Origin of the sequence: Streptomyces sp. NPDC001668, from assembly GCF_042893155.1 — a bacterium.
Taxonomy (GTDB): Bacteria; Actinomycetota; Actinomycetes; order Streptomycetales; family Streptomycetaceae; genus Streptomyces.
On the sequence record NZ_JBIAUQ010000008.1, the window covers coordinates 289781 to 305123 of the forward strand.

The 15343-nt window shown below is 71.5% G+C and carries 14 protein-coding genes; 8 read left to right on the plus strand and 6 right to left on the minus strand.

Annotation, left to right across the window (positions count from 1 at the left end; translation table 11 throughout):
- The first annotated feature begins 66 nt into the window (after nucleotides 1-66).
- Together ACFYZ8_RS25505 and ACFYZ8_RS25510 are read left to right on the plus strand one after the other, a co-directional pair.
- Nucleotides 67-1407 carry a transcriptional regulator gene (locus ACFYZ8_RS25505; protein ID WP_359035398.1) on the plus strand — a complete coding sequence of 447 codons (1341 nt, stop codon included), beginning with the start codon at nucleotides 67-69 and terminating at the stop codon, nucleotides 1405-1407.
- 75 nt (nucleotides 1408-1482) lie between these two features.
- On the plus strand, nucleotides 1483-2028 hold the full coding sequence (locus tag ACFYZ8_RS25510) for an NUDIX hydrolase (RefSeq protein WP_359035400.1): 546 nt from the start codon (nucleotides 1483-1485) through the stop codon (nucleotides 2026-2028).
- A 26-nt stretch (nucleotides 2029-2054) separates the two neighbouring features.
- On the opposite strand, the gene ACFYZ8_RS25515 is transcribed toward ACFYZ8_RS25510, so the two are convergent.
- On the minus strand, nucleotides 2055-2312 hold the full coding sequence (locus ACFYZ8_RS25515; RefSeq protein ID WP_123759604.1) for a hypothetical protein: 258 nt from the start codon (nucleotides 2310-2312) through the stop codon (nucleotides 2055-2057).
- 210 nt (nucleotides 2313-2522) lie between these two features.
- A complete protein-coding gene (locus tag ACFYZ8_RS25520; protein WP_388535970.1) occupies nucleotides 2523-3398 on the minus strand; it encodes a 3-hydroxybutyryl-CoA dehydrogenase in 876 nt (291 codons plus the stop codon).
- A gap of 183 nt (nucleotides 3399-3581) precedes the next feature.
- On the opposite strand from ACFYZ8_RS25520, the gene ACFYZ8_RS25525 reads away from it, so the two are divergent.
- A complete protein-coding gene (locus tag ACFYZ8_RS25525) occupies nucleotides 3582-4841 on the plus strand; it encodes a glycoside hydrolase family 10 protein (protein WP_388535968.1) in 1260 nt (419 codons plus the stop codon).
- On the opposite strand, the gene ACFYZ8_RS25530 is transcribed toward ACFYZ8_RS25525, so the two are convergent.
- Together ACFYZ8_RS25530 and ACFYZ8_RS25535 are read right to left on the minus strand one after the other, a co-directional pair.
- Nucleotides 4810-5010, minus strand: a complete 201-nt coding sequence (locus ACFYZ8_RS25530) for a DUF1918 domain-containing protein (protein WP_356099965.1) — start codon at nucleotides 5008-5010, stop codon at nucleotides 4810-4812. The genes ACFYZ8_RS25525 and ACFYZ8_RS25530 overlap by 32 nt on opposite strands.
- A gap of 85 nt (nucleotides 5011-5095) precedes the next feature.
- Complete coding sequence (locus ACFYZ8_RS25535) at nucleotides 5096-6007, minus strand: DMT family transporter (protein WP_388535966.1); 912 nt, start codon at nucleotides 6005-6007, stop codon at nucleotides 5096-5098.
- On the opposite strand from ACFYZ8_RS25535, the gene ACFYZ8_RS25540 reads away from it, so the two are divergent.
- From ACFYZ8_RS25540 to ACFYZ8_RS25550, 3 genes are all read left to right on the plus strand, one after another.
- Nucleotides 6006-7436 carry a PLP-dependent aminotransferase family protein gene (locus ACFYZ8_RS25540; RefSeq protein ID WP_388535963.1) on the plus strand — a complete coding sequence of 477 codons (1431 nt, stop codon included), beginning with the start codon at nucleotides 6006-6008 and terminating at the stop codon, nucleotides 7434-7436. The genes ACFYZ8_RS25535 and ACFYZ8_RS25540 overlap by 2 nt on opposite strands.
- A gap of 147 nt (nucleotides 7437-7583) precedes the next feature.
- On the plus strand, nucleotides 7584-8024 hold the full coding sequence (locus ACFYZ8_RS25545) for a GNAT family N-acetyltransferase (RefSeq protein WP_388535960.1): 441 nt from the start codon (nucleotides 7584-7586) through the stop codon (nucleotides 8022-8024).
- A 73-nt stretch (nucleotides 8025-8097) separates the two neighbouring features.
- Nucleotides 8098-8691 carry a histidine phosphatase family protein gene (locus ACFYZ8_RS25550; RefSeq protein WP_359035413.1) on the plus strand — a complete coding sequence of 198 codons (594 nt, stop codon included), beginning with the start codon at nucleotides 8098-8100 and terminating at the stop codon, nucleotides 8689-8691.
- Between the two features lie 208 nt (nucleotides 8692-8899).
- Here the strand turns inward: ACFYZ8_RS25550 and ACFYZ8_RS25555 are convergent, their stop codons facing one another.
- The gene (locus ACFYZ8_RS25555) at nucleotides 8900-9376 is read right to left on the minus strand and encodes a DUF6314 family protein (RefSeq protein WP_388535957.1); all 477 of its coding nucleotides are present in this window, start codon (nucleotides 9374-9376) and stop codon (nucleotides 8900-8902) included.
- A gap of 150 nt (nucleotides 9377-9526) precedes the next feature.
- Between ACFYZ8_RS25555 and ACFYZ8_RS25560 the strand changes: the two genes are divergently transcribed.
- On the plus strand, nucleotides 9527-12004 hold the full coding sequence (locus ACFYZ8_RS25560) for an alpha-L-arabinofuranosidase C-terminal domain-containing protein (RefSeq protein ID WP_388535955.1): 2478 nt from the start codon (nucleotides 9527-9529) through the stop codon (nucleotides 12002-12004).
- 214 nt (nucleotides 12005-12218) lie between these two features.
- Entirely contained in the window at nucleotides 12219-14834 is a 2616-nt protein-coding gene (locus tag ACFYZ8_RS25565; protein ID WP_388535952.1) for a YfhO family protein, read from the plus strand.
- Nucleotides 14835-14908: 74 nt separating this feature from the next.
- On the opposite strand, the gene ACFYZ8_RS25570 is transcribed toward ACFYZ8_RS25565, so the two are convergent.
- Entirely contained in the window at nucleotides 14909-15274 is a 366-nt protein-coding gene (locus ACFYZ8_RS25570; protein WP_388535949.1) for a VOC family protein, read from the minus strand.
- Between the last annotated feature and the right edge of the window lie 69 nt (nucleotides 15275-15343).

Here is a 15343-nt window from a genome sequence, read left to right on the forward strand (position 1 = left end):
CCGTTCACACCCCGTGTGAAGACGAACCCACTAACCTGTCGGCACCGAGCCACCCGGGGGGCATCTATGCAGCCCAACACTCTGCTCGACGCGATCCTCGACGAAGCCGGGATCTCGCACGCGGGGCTAGCCGCACATGTGAACCAGGCCGGGAGGGCACGCGGCCTCGCGCTCAGGTACGAACACACCGCCGTGGCGCGGTGGTTGAAGGGCCAGCGCCCGCGCGGCCAGGTGCCCGACCTGATCTGCGAGGTGCTCGCCGGCCGGCTCCAACGCCCCGTCACCCTCGACGACATCGGCCTCGGCGTGCCCGGCGAACCGTCCGTCCCGCACGGCACCTCCTTGTCCGGTTTCGTCGAGCGGGCCACCGCCCTGTGGCGCTCCGACGAACAGCAGCGCCCGCACATCCTGGGCGCCCCCGCGGTCACCGGCACCCCTGCCGTCATGCCCGTGTGGGAGTGGGAGAACCCGCCCGAGGACGTCGACGTCTCCCGCGGCGGCCGGCACCGGGTCACGCACGCCGACATAGAGATGCTGCGCGCGGCCCGCACCCACTACGAGCAGATGTACCGCAAGGCCGGCGGTGTGGCGACCCGCAGCCGGATCGTCGGTTTCCTCAACGCCGAGGCCGCCCCGCTGCTGCGCGGCAGCTACACCGACGAGACGGGCCGCCAACTGCACCGCGCCACCGGCGGACTCGTCGCGGTCGCCGGCATCTGCGCCTACGACTCCGACGCCCACGGGCTCGCCCAGCGCTACTTCCACCAGGCCCTCAGGCTCGCCAAGGCCAGCGGCGACCGGGGGCTCGGGGCGTACGTCATCGCGCTGCTGGTCAACCAGTCCCTGTTCATGCGGGAGTACCGCCAGGCCGTCGCCTTCGCCGAGGCCGCGCTCCGGGCCGCGGGCAAGCACATCACCCCGGCGCTCGCCTGCGACCTCTACGCGATGCAGGCCAAGGCGTACGCCCACCTCGGCGACGGCACGACCGCGCTGTCCTGCATCCGGCGGGCCGAGCAGGCCGCCGAACGCATCCGGCGCGGATACGAGCCCGACGAGACCGGCTATGTCCAGCCGGGCCTCGTCAACGTCCAGGTGGCGGAGGCGCTTCTCAGCCTCGGCGAGCTCGCGGCGGCGGCCGCGCACGCCGCGGCCGCCGTCGACAACCCGGCCCACGACCGGGGCCGGGTGCACCGGCTCGCCATGCTCAGCACGATCGAGTTGCGCCAGGGCAACGCCGACAAGGCGGTGGCCACCGCCGTGCAGATGGCGGAACAGGCGCGGGGAATGGAGTCCCAGCGCCTGCGCGACAGACTCAGAGCGGTGCGCGAACACCTCGTCCGCAGCGGCTGCGCGGGCACGGGCGCGGCAGCCGAACTGATCGACGGCGCACTGCGCGTGCCCCTGTAGACCGGCACACGGACGCCGACACCCGACAGTCCCTGCTGCGATATTGCCACTTACTCGACGGAAGGTGGCAGAACCGTGCAGTGGACGAAACAGAACGAACAAACTGTGTATGAAAACCGCTGGTTCAGCGTCAATCTCGCCGATGTCGAGCTGCCGGACGGCCGACATCTCGACCACTTCCTGATACGGCTGAGGCCCGTCGCCGTCGCCACGGTGGTGAACGAGGCCAACGAGGTCCTGCTGCTGTGGCGCCATCGCTTCATCACCGACAGCTGGGGCTGGGAACTCGCCGCCGGAGTGGTCGAGGACGGCGAGGACATCGCCGTCGCGGCCGCCAGGGAACTCGAGGAAGAGACCGGCTGGCGGCCGGGGCCGCTCCAGCACCTCATGAGCGTGGAGCCCTCCAACGGGCTCACCGACGCCGTGCACCACATCTACTGGGCCGACGAGGGCGAGTACATCGGGCACCCCGTGGACGACTTCGAGTCCGACCGCCGGGAATGGGTCCCCCTGAAACTCGTTCCCGACATGGTCGTCCGTGGGGAGGTCCCGGCCGCCAACATGGCGGCCGCGTTACTGCTGTTGCACCATCTGAGGCTCGGTCAGGACACCTTGCCCTGATTCCCCCACCCGTCTGTCCCGAGGCCTCAGCGTCCCAGGGCCTGCCAGATCGCCACGACGAGCGCGCCCACGGCGGTGATCGCCGCGACCGCGGGAAGCGGCCAGCGGGCGTGCTCCAGGGCGATGATCCGTGCGCTCAGATCGTCGATCTCCTTGTCCGTCTCCTCCGTACGGTGACTGAGCAGGGCGAGGCCTCCCTCGACACGTGCGTACGCGACGTCGAGGCGGCGCCGTAACTCTGCGAGTTCTCCATGGACCACGGGATGCTCCGGGTCGGCGGTCACGGGTCCGCTCCTTTCCGTAGTCGTCACATCCCTTGCATGCGCATGAAGAGTCAACTCGCCTGGTGGGCGCGTGGGGAGAGTGTGCGAGGGGCATATGCGGGCCCGGCGCGCACACGGTGTGTGAATGACGCAGGCCCGGCGCTCCGAGGAGTGCCGGGCCCGCGTTCGTCGCACTGTGTCATCAGCACCCTGGAACGGACAGGGTGCGCGTCAGCCGTAGGTGTAGAACCCCGAGCCGGTCTTCCGGCCGAGCCGGCCCGCGTCGACCATGCGCTGGAGCAGCGGGGGAGCGGCGTACAGCGGCTCCTTGTACTCCTCGTACATCGAGAAGGCGACCGAGGTCACGGTGTCCAGCCCGATCAGGTCGGACAGCTTCAGCGGGCCCATCGGGTGGGCGCAGCCGAGCTCCATGCCGTTGTCGATGTCCTCGCGGCTGGCGATGCCCGACTCGAACATCCGGATCGCGGACAGGAGATACGGGATCAGCAGCGCGTTGACCACGAAACCCGAGCGGTCCTGGGCGCGGATCGCGTGCTTGCCGAGCAGCTTCTCGGCGAACTGCTGGGCGCGGGCCAGCGTGCCCTCGGAGGTGGTGAGCGCCGGGATCAGCTCGACGAGCTTCTGCACCGGGGCCGGGTTGAAGAAGTGGATGCCGACGACCTGGTCGGGCCGCGAGGTGGCGACCGCCAGCCTCACCAGCGGGATGGAGGAGGTGTTGGAGGCCAGGATCGCGTCCGGGCGGGTCACCACCTGGTCAAGCACCTGGAAGATCTCGGTCTTCACCTGCTCGTTCTCCACGACCGCCTCGATGACCAGGTCGCGGTCCGCGAACTCGCCGAGGTCGGTGGTGAAGGAGAGCCGGGCCTGGGTGGCCGCCAGCTCGTCCGCCGAGATCTTGCCGCGCTCGGCGGCCTTGGTGAGGGAGTTGAACAGCCGGGTGCGGCCGATCTCCAGGGCCTCGCCGGTGGTCTCGGCGACCTTCACGTCCAGACCGGCACGGGCGCACACCTCGGCGATGCCCGCCCCCATCTGGCCGCAGCCCACCACTCCGACGCGTGCGATGTCTCCCGCCGGGAAGTCCGTCACTTCGTCCCTTTCGCTGATCTCCACCTGGTGGCAGGTCGGCCGTGGTCCGGTCCCCTGCTCCGTTCGTGCACGTTACCCCCAAGTATCGATGATCGATCGCCGGGGTCCGGCTCCCGTCGGGCATTCTGGGGCGCGGAGACGATCCGTGACCGAGCGGATCCATGGTGTTGGGGGAGTGTGCACATGGGACGTCTGTCGCGCCGGGCCTTCGCGCTGGCCGCACTGTCCACCCTGACCTCGGCCTCGGGGGCGGCGGCCGCGCCCCGGCGTCCGAGGCGGGCGGCGAGCGAGATGCGGGGCGTGTGGCTGGCCACCGTGTCCAACCGGGACTGGCCGTCGAAGCCGGGGCTGAGCGCCGCACAGCAGCGCGCGGAACTGCTCGCCCACCTCGACCGGGCGGCGGCGGACCGTCTGAACGCGGTGATGTTCCAGGTGCGGCCCACCGCCGACGCCCTGTGGCCCTCGCCGTACGAGCCCTGGTCGCAGTACCTCACCGGCACCCAGGGCAAGAATCCCGGCTGGGATCCGCTCGGCACCGCCGTGACGGAGGCGCACCGGCGGGGCCTGCAGTTGCACGCCTGGTTCAACCCGTACCGGATCGCCAACCACGCCGATCCGACCAGGCTGGTCGCCTCCCACCCCGCCCGCAGGCACCCGGACTGGGTGGTGCCGTACGGCGGGAAGCTCTACTACAACCCCGGGCTGCCCGAGGTCCGCGCCTTCGTCCAGGACGCGATCCTCGACGCCGTGCACAAGTACCCGGTGGACGCGGTGCACTTCGACGACTACTTCTACCCGTACCCGGTGGCCGGCCAGACCTTCGACGACGACGCCGCCTACGACGCGTACGGCGGTGCCTTCTCCAACCGGGCCGACTGGCGGCGGGACAACATCGACAGGCTGGTCCTGGAGACCGCGGCCCGTATCAAGAGGATCCGGCCGACCACCCAGTTCGGCATCAGCCCCTTCGGGGTGTGGCGCAACGCGGCCACCGACCCGCTCGGCTCGGACACGCGCGCGGGCGTGCAGTCGTACGACGACAACTACGCGGACACCCGCAAGTGGGTGCGCGAGGGCTGGATCGACTACCTGGTGCCGCAGCTCTACTGGAACATCGGCCTCGCGGCCGCCGACTACGCCGAGCTCGTGCCCTGGTGGGCGGAGCAGGCGCAGGGGAGCAGGACCAGGCTCTACCTGGGCGAGGCCCTCTACAAGGCGGGGGACCCGGCGCAGCCGGCCGCCTGGCAGGACCCCGCGGAGCTGTCCCGGCACCTCACGCTCGCGCGCGAGTACAAGCAGGTGCGCGGGCACGTGTTCTTCGCCGCGCGCGAGGTCGCCTCCGACCCGGTCGGGGCGATGGCGCGGGTGGTCGCCGACCACTACCAGGAGCCGGCGGCTCCCCCGCGCCGTATCACCGGCCGGTCTGCTGGAACCGGTGCCTGATCTCGGTGTCGGGGCCGGGTGAGCACACACCCTCGTGCCCGTCCTCGAAGCGGACGCGGTACGGGGGGTTGCCCGCCTGGCCCATCACCTCGACGATCTCGCCGACCTTGTCCTGCTGTCCGACCACCCTGCCGTGCTGGACAAGCTGGTCGCCCACGGTTGCGCGCATCAGCGGTGCCTCCTCACCAAGTGAGCGGTCCGTGGCCTGATTTTACGGCGCGGGGGCCCACTCGGAGCCGACGCGTACGCGCCGCTCAACCCCGCGCCCGCTGGGTGACCGCGATGCACACCAGCACCGCCGCGGCCGTCAGCGGGGCGGCCACCGTCAGGTGCTCGCCGAGGAGCAGCACCGACCACACCAGTGTGAGCAGGGGCTGGGCAAGCTGCAACTGGCTGGCCTTGGGGATCCCGATCGCCGCCATGCCCCGGTACCAGACCACCAGCCCGACGAACTGCGAGCCCGCCGCCACCCACAGCAGCCCGGCCACGCTGTGCGCGGTGAGGTGCACGGGCTCGTACGACAGCGCGAGCGCCGCCGCCGGCACGCTGAACGGCAGGCACAGCACCAGCGCCCACGCGATGACCTGCCAGCCCGGCATGACCCGGGCCAGCCGGCCGCCCTCGGTGTAACCGGCCGCGCATACCAGCAGCGCGGCGAAGAGATACAGGTCGGCGGTGGTCAGGGCGCCGCCGCTCTGCTGCACGGTGAAGGCGACCACGGCGGCGGCGCCCGCCAGCGCGGCCGTCCAGAACGTGCGCGAGGGGCGGGTGCCCATGCGCAGGGCGGACAGCAGCGCGGTCGTCAGGGGCAGCAGACCGACCACGACGGCGGCGTGCGCGGTGGTGGACGTCCGCAGGGCGAGCGTGGTCAGCAACGGGAACCCGACGACCACCCCGGCGGCCACGACCGCGAGCCCCGGCCGGTCACGGCGGCTCGGCCACGGCACCCGGAGCGCCAGCAGACAGCCGCCCGCGATCAGTGCCGCGAGCACGCTCCGCACGGCGACGAGGGACCACGGCCCGAAGCCCTCGAGGCCCCACGCGGTGGCGGGGAAGGTGAGGGAGAACGCGGCGACACCGAGGGCGGCCTGGGTGGTGCCGAAGGTCCTGACCGGCGTGCCGACCGCTATCCCGGTCGGTGCGGTAGCGCTACTCTGTGCTCTCATGCAAGAGCGTAGCAGCGTCACCGAACTGGCAGAACAGTTGCGACGGGAGCTGAACCGCTACTCCCCAGGTGGAAAGCTCCCGTCGAGCCGGGCTCTCGTCGACCGGTTCCGGGTCAGCCCGGTCACCGTCTCCCGCGCCCTCGCCCAGCTCGCCGCCGAGGGGCTGGTGGTCACCCGCCCCGGCGCCGGCGCCTTCCGCGCGGCGGCCCGCACCACCGTCGCCGCGCCCGGGGACACCTCGTGGCAGGAGGTCGCGCTGAGCGCGGACGGCGCCGCCGACCTCGTACCGCGCTCGGTGGACGCGTCCGGCGTCCTGGTCTCGCTGGCCGCCCCGCCGCCCGGGGTGATCGAGTTCAACGGCGGCTATCTGCACCCCTCCCTCCAGCCGGAGCGCGCGATGTCCGCCGCCCTGGCCCGCGCGGGCCGCCGCCCCGGAGCCTGGGGGCGGCCGCCGACGGAGGGACTGCCGGAACTGCGCGAGTGGTTCGCGCGGAACATCGGCGGCGCGGTCACGGCCGCGGAGGTGCTGATCACGGCGGGCGGCCAGTCGGCGCTCACGACGGTACTGCGGGCACTGGCCCCGCCCGGGGCGCCGGTGCTCGTCGAGTCGCCCACCTATCCCGGCATGCTGGCGATCGCGCGCTCCGCCGGCCTGCGCCCCGTGCCCGTCCCGGTGGACGCGGACGGAGTGAAGCCGGACCTGCTCGCCGACGCCTTCCGGGCCACCGGCGCCCGGGTGTTCGTCTGCCAGCCGCTGTTCCAGAACCCGACCGGCGCGGTGCTGGCCCCCGAACGCCGGGGCGAGGTGCTGCGGATCGCCCGCGAGGCCGGCGCGTTCGTCGTCGAGGACGACTTCGTACGACGGCTCGTGCACGAGGACGCGGGCCCGCTGCCGCGTCCGCTGGCCGCCGACGACCCCGACGGAGTCGTCGTCCACGTCAGCTCGCTGACCAAGGCGACCTCGCCGAGCTTCCGGGTGAGCGCGCTCGCCGCACGCGGCCCGGTGCTGGAGCGCCTGCGCGCGATCCAGATCGTCGACACCTTCTTCGTGCCCCGCCCGCTCCAGGAGGCGGCCCTGGAACTCGTCGGCTCCCCGGCCTGGCCCCGCCATCTGCGGGCGATCTCGGCGGAGTTGAAAGCCCGCCGCGACACCTTGACGACGGCCCTGCGGCTCGGCCTCCCCGAACTCGCCCTCCCGCACATCCCGTCGGGCGGCTACCACCTGTGGCTGCGCCTGCCCGACGGCACGGAGTCCGCCCTGACCTCGGCCGCCCTCCGCGCGGGCGTCGCGATCACCCCCGGCCGCCCGTACTTCAGCGCGGAGCCCCCGGCGGGCCATGTGCGGCTGAGCTTCGCGGCGGTGGCGGGCCCGCAGGAGATCCAGGAGGGCGTACGGCGGCTCCGTACGGCCTGCGAGGAGGTCCTCTAGACCCGGATGACGACGGCCGCGGACTACGCGTGGCTCAAGGAGCGCTACGAACTCATGTCCGCAGCATCGCACCCGGCACTGACAACGCCCCGCGCCGACCGCGAAAACCGTTCGACGCCGACGCCCGTGAGCTGGGAATCTCCCGGCATGAACGACACCCCGCCCCTCGCCGAGGGCTACGAGATCTCCACCGACCCCGACCGTATCGACGCGGAGCGCGTGCACCGCTGGCTGTCGACCGACGCGTACTGGGCGATCGGGCGGTCGCGCGAGAAGCAGGACCGGGCGATCGCGGGATCGCTCAACTTCGGGGTGTACGAGGTGGAATCGGGGGATCAGGTGGCCTATGCCCGGGTGGTCACCGACCTGGCGAGCTTCGCGTGGCTGTGTGACGTGTACGTGGACCGTTGCGCGCGGGGCAAGGGGATAGGTACCGCGTTGGTCGGATCCGTGCGCGAGCACCTGCGGCCCTACGGCCTCAGGCGGATCCTGCTCGCCACCCACGACGCCCACGGAGTGTACGAGAAGCTGGGGTTCGCCCCGCTCGCCGAGCCGGACCGGTGGATGGCGCTCGTCTTCGGGCAGTGAGCCGCGGCGCACCCAGGGTAACCGCCCGGTAACGCCTCTTGACCTGCGCACTTTCGCGGCTCACGATCGCCGCATGCAACTACGGGTCACGTTCGTCGCCGCCGCGCGCAGCTCCTCGCTGCTCGCCGAACGGTTCGAGGACGACCGTCCGCTCGACCAGGCCGGCTGGGACGAGGTGCTGCGCGTGGCGCACGATCTGCTGCCGCTCGCGGCGGCCGAGCTGCGGTACTGCTCGCCCACGCCGCGCAGCCGCGCCACCGGGGACGCCCTCGGTTACTCCCCTCTGGTCCAACTCGGCCTGCGCGACTGTGACATGGGGCGCTGGCGCGGGCTGACCCTCGGCGAGGCGATGGCCCGCGAACCCGAGTCCGTCGACGCCTGGCTCGCCGACCCGCGCGCGACCCCGCACGGCGGCGAGTCGCTCCTGACCTTCATCTCGCGGGTGGGGGAGTGGCTCGACACCCGGCCGGTGGAGGACGGCGGCAGGGTCGTCGCCGTCGCGGAGCCCGCCGTGATCCGGGCCGCGCTGGTGTACGCGCTGAAGGCCCCGCCGTCGACGTACTGGAACATCGACGTACGTCCCCTGTCGGCGACCACGGTGACCGGCAGGGCCGGCCGGTGGAGCCTGCGCTTCGAGGGGGTTCCTGCGCAGCCTGCTCGGGCGTAGCGGGGGTTCCGCGGAAGCTCACGGTGGTGGTGTGGGGCCAGTGGGGCCGGGTGCCGGTCCGGGGGGGATGGGGTGCGTGGCGTCGGCCCTCGTGCGGGTGGCCGTTGCGGTTTCGCGTGATGGGTCGCGCGCCGTCTTGTGCAGGGACGTGCCCGTGTTGCCCGCCGGGCCCGGCCCCGCCCGTTGAGGTGCCGTTGGTCTCGGGTGGTCAGGGGGTGGGTGTGCCGGCTGTGCGGGTGCTCGCCGGCCCGCGGGTGTAGTCCGTCGTCAGGACCAGGTTCTTCGCCGGGCCCCCGACCCGCCACACCGTGCGCCAGTGGTCCGCGTCCAGGACGGTGAACTCGCCGCGGTAGAGGTCCGCCGCGCAGGGGTGGTCGGCGATGTGGTGGCCGGAGGCCAGGTCCAGGTCGTGGAAAGGGCGTCCGTCGGAGAAGCGGACGTCCGCCGTGCCCGGTGTCCGGCCCGGCAGGAGGCGCAGGGTCCGTTCGGCGGGGCGCGGCACGCCCTGCCAGACGAAGGTGCCCGATTCCCGGGACAGCAGCCCACCGCCCTCCAGTTGGCCGAAAGTGGTGGTGCCCGTGAACTCCCCCTCGTCCCCGCTCGCCAGATCCCGCACGGTTCGCTCGGTCCGCCAGCTCCCCGCCAGATACGTCAGCGCGTCCGCCACCGGCCAGAACTCGCCCATCCCCGCCTCACTTCCGACACTTTCGATACCGCGCGACCCGTTGACGCTCCGGATCACCCTCCCTATCTTGCCGTTCGAAGTGCTGATCACTGTCTGATATTTCGAACCGACTTCGGTAGAACCCCACTTCGACAGAGCCGCGGAGCATCCATGTCACGCACCCGCTGGAGACTCGGTCTCGGCGCCACCGCCTTCCTGGTGGCCGCCGGTCTGATCCCCGCCCCCGCCCACGCCGAGGACGTCACCGACTACGCGATCACCGTCGACCCGGCCGCCAGGGGCGCGAAGATCGACGACACGATGTACGGCGTGTTCTTCGAGGACATCAACCGCGCCGCCGACGGCGGTCTGTACGCCGAGCTCGTACAGAACCGGTCCTTCGAGTACTCCACCGCCGACAACACCTCGTACACCCCGCTGACCTCGTGGACGGTCGACGGCACCGCCCAGGTCGTGAACGACGGCGGACGGCTCAACGCGCGCAACCGCAACTACCTCTCCCTGACCGCCGGTTCATCCGTCACCAACGCCGGATACAACACCGGCATCCACGTCGACGAGGGCAAGAGGTACGACTTCTCGGTGTGGGCCCGCGCGGACGCCGGCACGGCCCTCACCGTCTCCCTGCGGGACGCCGACGGCACGCTCGCCACCGCCCGCGAGGTGGCCGTGACCAAGAGCGGCTGGGCCAAGTACAAGGCCACCTTCACCGCCACCCGGACCAGCAGCGACGGCCGCCTGACCGTGGCCTCCTCGGCCCCGGCCGCCCTCGACATGGTGTCCCTCTTCCCGCGCGACACCTACCGCGGCGAACCCAACGGCCTGCGCAAGGACCTCGCCGAGAAGATCGCCGCCCTGCACCCGGGCTTCGTCCGCTTCCCGGGCGGCTGCCTGGTGAACACGGGGCCCATGGAGGACTACAGCGAGGCCTCCGGCTGGCAGCGCAAGCGCTCCTACCAGTGGAAGGACACCGTCGGCCCGGTAGAGCAGCGCGCGACCAACTCCAACTTCTGGGGCTACAACCAGAGTTACGGCCTCGGCTACTACGAGTACTTCCGCCTCTCCGAGGACATCGGCGCCATGCCGCTGCCCGTCGTCCCCGCCCTGGTGACCGGCTGCGGCCAGAACCAGGCCGTCGCCGACGAGGCACTGCTCAAGCGCCACATCCAGGACACCCTCGACCTCATCGAGTTCGCCAACGGACCGGCGAGTTCGACGTGGGGCAAGGTGCGCGCCCGGATGGGCCACGCCAAGCCGTTCCACCTCACCCACATCGAGGTCGGCAACGAGGAGAACCTGCCGAACGAGTTCTTCGCCCGGTTCAAGGAGTTCCGCGCCGCCATCCAGGCGAAGTACCCGAAGATCCAGGTGATCTCCAACTCCGGTCCGGACGACTCCGGTACGACCTTCGACACGGCCTGGCAGCTCAACAAGGACGCCAAGGTCGACATGGTCGACGAGCACTACTACAACAGCCCGCAGTGGTTCCTGCAGAACAACGACCGCTACGACTCCTACGACCGCAAGGGCCCGAAGGTCTTCCTCGGCGAGTACGCCTCCCAGGGCAACACCTTCAAGAACGGCCTGACCGAGGCCGCGTTCATGACCGGCCTGGAGCGCAACGCGGACGTCGTCAAACTCGCCTCCTACGCCCCGCTGTTCGCCAACGAGGACTACGTCCAGTGGCGCCCGGACCTGATCTGGTTCAACAACCACGCCTCCTGGAACTCCGCCAACTACGAGGTCCAGAAGCTGTTCATGAACAACGTCGGCGACCGCGTGGTGCCCTCCACGGCCACCGGCACGCCCTCGCTGCTCGCCCCGATCACCGGCGCCGTGGGCCTCTCGACCTGGGCGACGACGGCGGCGTACGACGACGTGAAGGTCACGGACGCCGACGGCCGGGCGCTGCTCACCGACGACTTCTCCTCCGGCGCCGCGCAGTGGACCCACACCGGCGCGGGCAGCTGGAGCGTCCAGGACGGGCAGTACGTGCAGACGGACGTGAACGCCGAGAACACCATGGTCTCGGCCGGCGACCCGTCCTGGCACGACTACGACCTGAAGGTGAAGGCCACCAAGAAGGCCGGCAAGGAGGGCTTCCTCGTCGCCTTCGGCGTCAAGGACACCGGCAACTACTACTGGTGGAACATCGGCGGCTGGAACAACACCCAGTCCGCCGTCGAACAGGCCGTGGACGGCGGCAAGTCGACGCTGATCTCCAAGGCCGGGTCGGTCGAGACCGGCCGGGCCTACGACATCGACGTCAAGGTGCGCGGCCGTCAGGTGACCCTCTACCTCGACGGTCAGGAGTGGGGCAGCTTCACCGACGACAAGCCGGCCGAGCCGTTCCGCCAGGTCGTCACCAAGGACGACAAGACCGGTGACCTGATCGTCAAGGTCGTCAACGCCCAGGACTCGGCCGCCCGTACGGCCGTCGACCTGGGCGGCGCCAAGGTCGCCTCCAGGGCCCGGGTGACCACCCTGGCGGCCGCCCCCGACGCCGTGAACAGCGAGACGTCGACCGCGGTCGCCCCGGTCACGTCCACCTTCGACGGGGTCGCCGGGACGTTCTCGTACACCTTCCCGGCGAACTCGGTCACCTTCCTGAGGATCCGGCAGAGGTAGCCGACGGGTCGGCGGGCTGCTGTCCGACGGGCAGCAGTCCCCGCTCGCCGAACACCTCGCCTTTTCCGTTCGCTTTTCGGTGGCTCGGAATTCATTTCGTCGCCATCGGCGGGAGTACAACCAACCGGATTGGCCCTCCGTCTAAATCGGCGCAGAAACAACGCGCTGGGGTGAAGACCCCGGACGGGGGCTCGAATTGACCAGTCAACAGGGCGTGCGACCGACCATCCCGCCCGAACCGAAGACCGCGGACGACGTCATAGGTGAGCGGCCGCCCCTGAGTGTGCCGGGGCGGCCGGGCCGTTCGACCCCCGGCCCGGGGCAGGCCGCCCTGCTGGCGGCGACGATCACCGTCGTCGTGCTCTGCGCGGCCGACGCCGTGGCCCGCAGCTACCCCTTCGGGCCGCGCACCCGCAACGTCAACGACCTGGGCAACCAGTACGTGCCGTTCCACGCCCACCTGTGGGACCTGCTGCACGGACGGGCCACCGGCGGCCTCCTCGTCAACTGGCAGTCGGGATTCGGCACCAGCTTCCTGCCCGACCTCGGCACCTACCTCACCAGCCCGTTCGCGCTGCTCGTGGCGGTGTTCCCGCGCGACGAGATCGACCTCGCGGTGTACGTGATCACCGTGCTGAAGATCGCGTGCGCGGGCGCCGCCATGGCCTGGCTGCTGCTGAGGCTGCGCCCCGGGCGCTGGTGGGCGGCGGGCCTGCTGGGCGCGTCCTACGCCCTGTGCGGCTGGACCGTGGCGACCGCGTCGTACAACCTGATGTGGCTCGACGGGCTGATTGCCCTGCCGTTGCTGTGCCTGGTCGGCGAGTGGGTCCTGACCGGCCGGCGCCCGCTCCTGGCCGTGCTGGTCGTGACGGCCGCCTGGATCGCCAACTTCTACACCGCGTACATGGCCACCCTCGCCGCCGCTCTCGTGTTCCTGCTGCGGCTGTGGCTCACCGACCTGCCGCGCCGCCGCAGGCTCACCGCGGCGGGCCGGGCCGTCCTGACCTTCGCCCTCGGCATGGGCCTGGCCGCACCCCTGGTGACGGTCGTGTACTTCGGCAGCGCGCACGCCTCCGAGGGCCGGTTCACGCAGTTCGCGCCCTCGGGCACGGAGGACCTGCTGGCCCGGCTGCTGCCGACGACGTACAGCTTCGGTTCCCCGGCGCTCTTCGTCGGCACCACGGCACTGCTGCTCGCCCTCGCCCTGCCCTTCCACCGGGCCGCCCCCCGCCGGGTGCGGGCCGGGTGGACGCTGCTCGTGCTCCTGGTGACCCTCTCCATGCAGTGGGGCCCGACCCATCTGATGTGGCACGCCTTCGCCGAGCCGCAGGGCAGTTCGTACCGCCAGACCTTCGTGGTCTGCGCCCTCCTGGTGATCGCGGCCTGGCACACGCTCTCCTACGGCCCTCCCGACCGGCGGGCCCTGGGAGCCGCGGCCGGACTCCTCGCGTCGATCGCGGCCGTCGCGAGCGGCAGTCAGCTGGTCCGTTCCTTCGCCTGGCCGGTGTTCCTTGCGGCGGCCGTGGGCGCGCTGCTCGGACTGGTCCTGCTCGGCCGGAGAACCCCGGTGCTGCGTATGGCCCCGGCCGCGCTCGCCGCCGTACTGCTCATCGCGACGCAGCTGGGCGAGGCCACCGCCACCGACGCCGTGGCCACCCGGATGCGGTTCGGGCACATGGACGACTACGCCCCCTGGGGCGACCGGCAGCAGGACCAGGCGGACGCCCTCGCACAGGCCGACGGCTGGCCCCGCTACCGCACCGACCCGGGCCGCGAACAGACCGTCGGCAACGACCCGTTGGAGGTCGGCGGACAGGGCGCCCAGTACTACAGCAGCCACACCTCCGCCGTGCTCAGCAGCACCCTCACCGCGCTCGGCGGCGGCTGGACCTCGGGCGGCCGCAGCCTGCAGAGCCTGGACAACGCGGTCACGGACGCCATCTTCTCCGTCGGCGCCCGGCTGCACTCCCCGCCGGACCCGCACCAGAACTGGTTCCCCCAGGACGGCACCGGAGTGACCGTGACCCACGAGGACGTGCCGCCCCTGGTGACGGTACGGCCGACCGGCGCGACCGGTGCCTTCGGACCGTCCCCGTTCCGCAACCAGGAACTCCTGCTGGGCGCCCGCGTCTACACCCTGCCCCGCATCACCGTCCTCAACGGCGCCGGGAAGCGGCCCGACCGCAGCACCGACCAGCGGCCGGGCGTGCGCACCGGAGGGAAGGCGACGATCACCGCGCGGTGTCCGGCCGGGAACGAGGTCTACCTCTGGGCGCCGTACTTCGCGGGCACCGCACGGCTCACCGGCCCCTCCGCCCAGGGGCCGACCGGCCGGTTCCGGGCCGACTGGCGGCCCCTCACCAAGATCGCCGCCATGGAGCGGCTCGGCACGGTCCCGGACTCCGGGCGCCTGACGATCGAGCTGTCCGCGAACCGGATGGGCGTCGTGCCGGACCAGGCGGTCGGCTGCCTGGACACCGGCCGGCTGCGGACCGCCGTACACCGGCTCAAGGCCACCGGCGCCACCAAGGTGACCGTCTCCGGTTCGGGCGGCACGATCCGGGCCGAGCTCCCCGCGGGCAGCAAGGGCGTCGCCGTGGTCGCCGCGCCCCGGATCGCCGGCTGGCGCTGCGCCTCCGGCGACGCGGCCGCCGTCCCCGCGAAGGAGTACCACGGGCTGATCGCCGTACCGCTCGACGGCACCTCGACGAGTGTCACCTGCGGTTTCCGTCCACCTGGTCTGCGTCTGGGGACGGGGGTCGGGGGCGGTGCGCTCTTGGCTCTCGTCGGGTTCGGGGTAGCTGGGGTCGTGCGTCGGCGGAGGGTGTGACTCCGTGTGACTATGCGGCTCCTGACGACGGCGGGCGCGACACCTGTCGTGGGCGCCTGCCGTGTGGTGGCCTCTCAGTCCCGCGGTGCGACGCGGATACGGTTCCCGTCAGGATCGGCCGCGAGGAAGGTCGGTCCGAACCCCGCGTCATGAGGCTGCTGCAGGATCGTGACGCCCTTGGACTGCCACTGCTCGAAGATCGTGTCGACCTCGTCGGGCCCACCGCCGACGGCCAGGCACACCTCACTGGTACGCGGGACGTCCGGTGACAGATCCTCGAACCGGCCAGACCACAGCGCGAGGTCAGCGCCCGGCCCGAGGCTGAAGGTGATGTATCCCGGAGTCTCGAACGAGGGGCTCATGCCAAGGAGGCCGCCGTAGAAACGGGCCGCGGCGGGCGCGTCGTTCACATAGACGATGGACACGACTGATGTGGTCATGGATGTTCCTTCTCGCAGGTCGTAGGTACGCAGCCACCAGCCTGACCGGAATATGCGCCGTATCGTGTC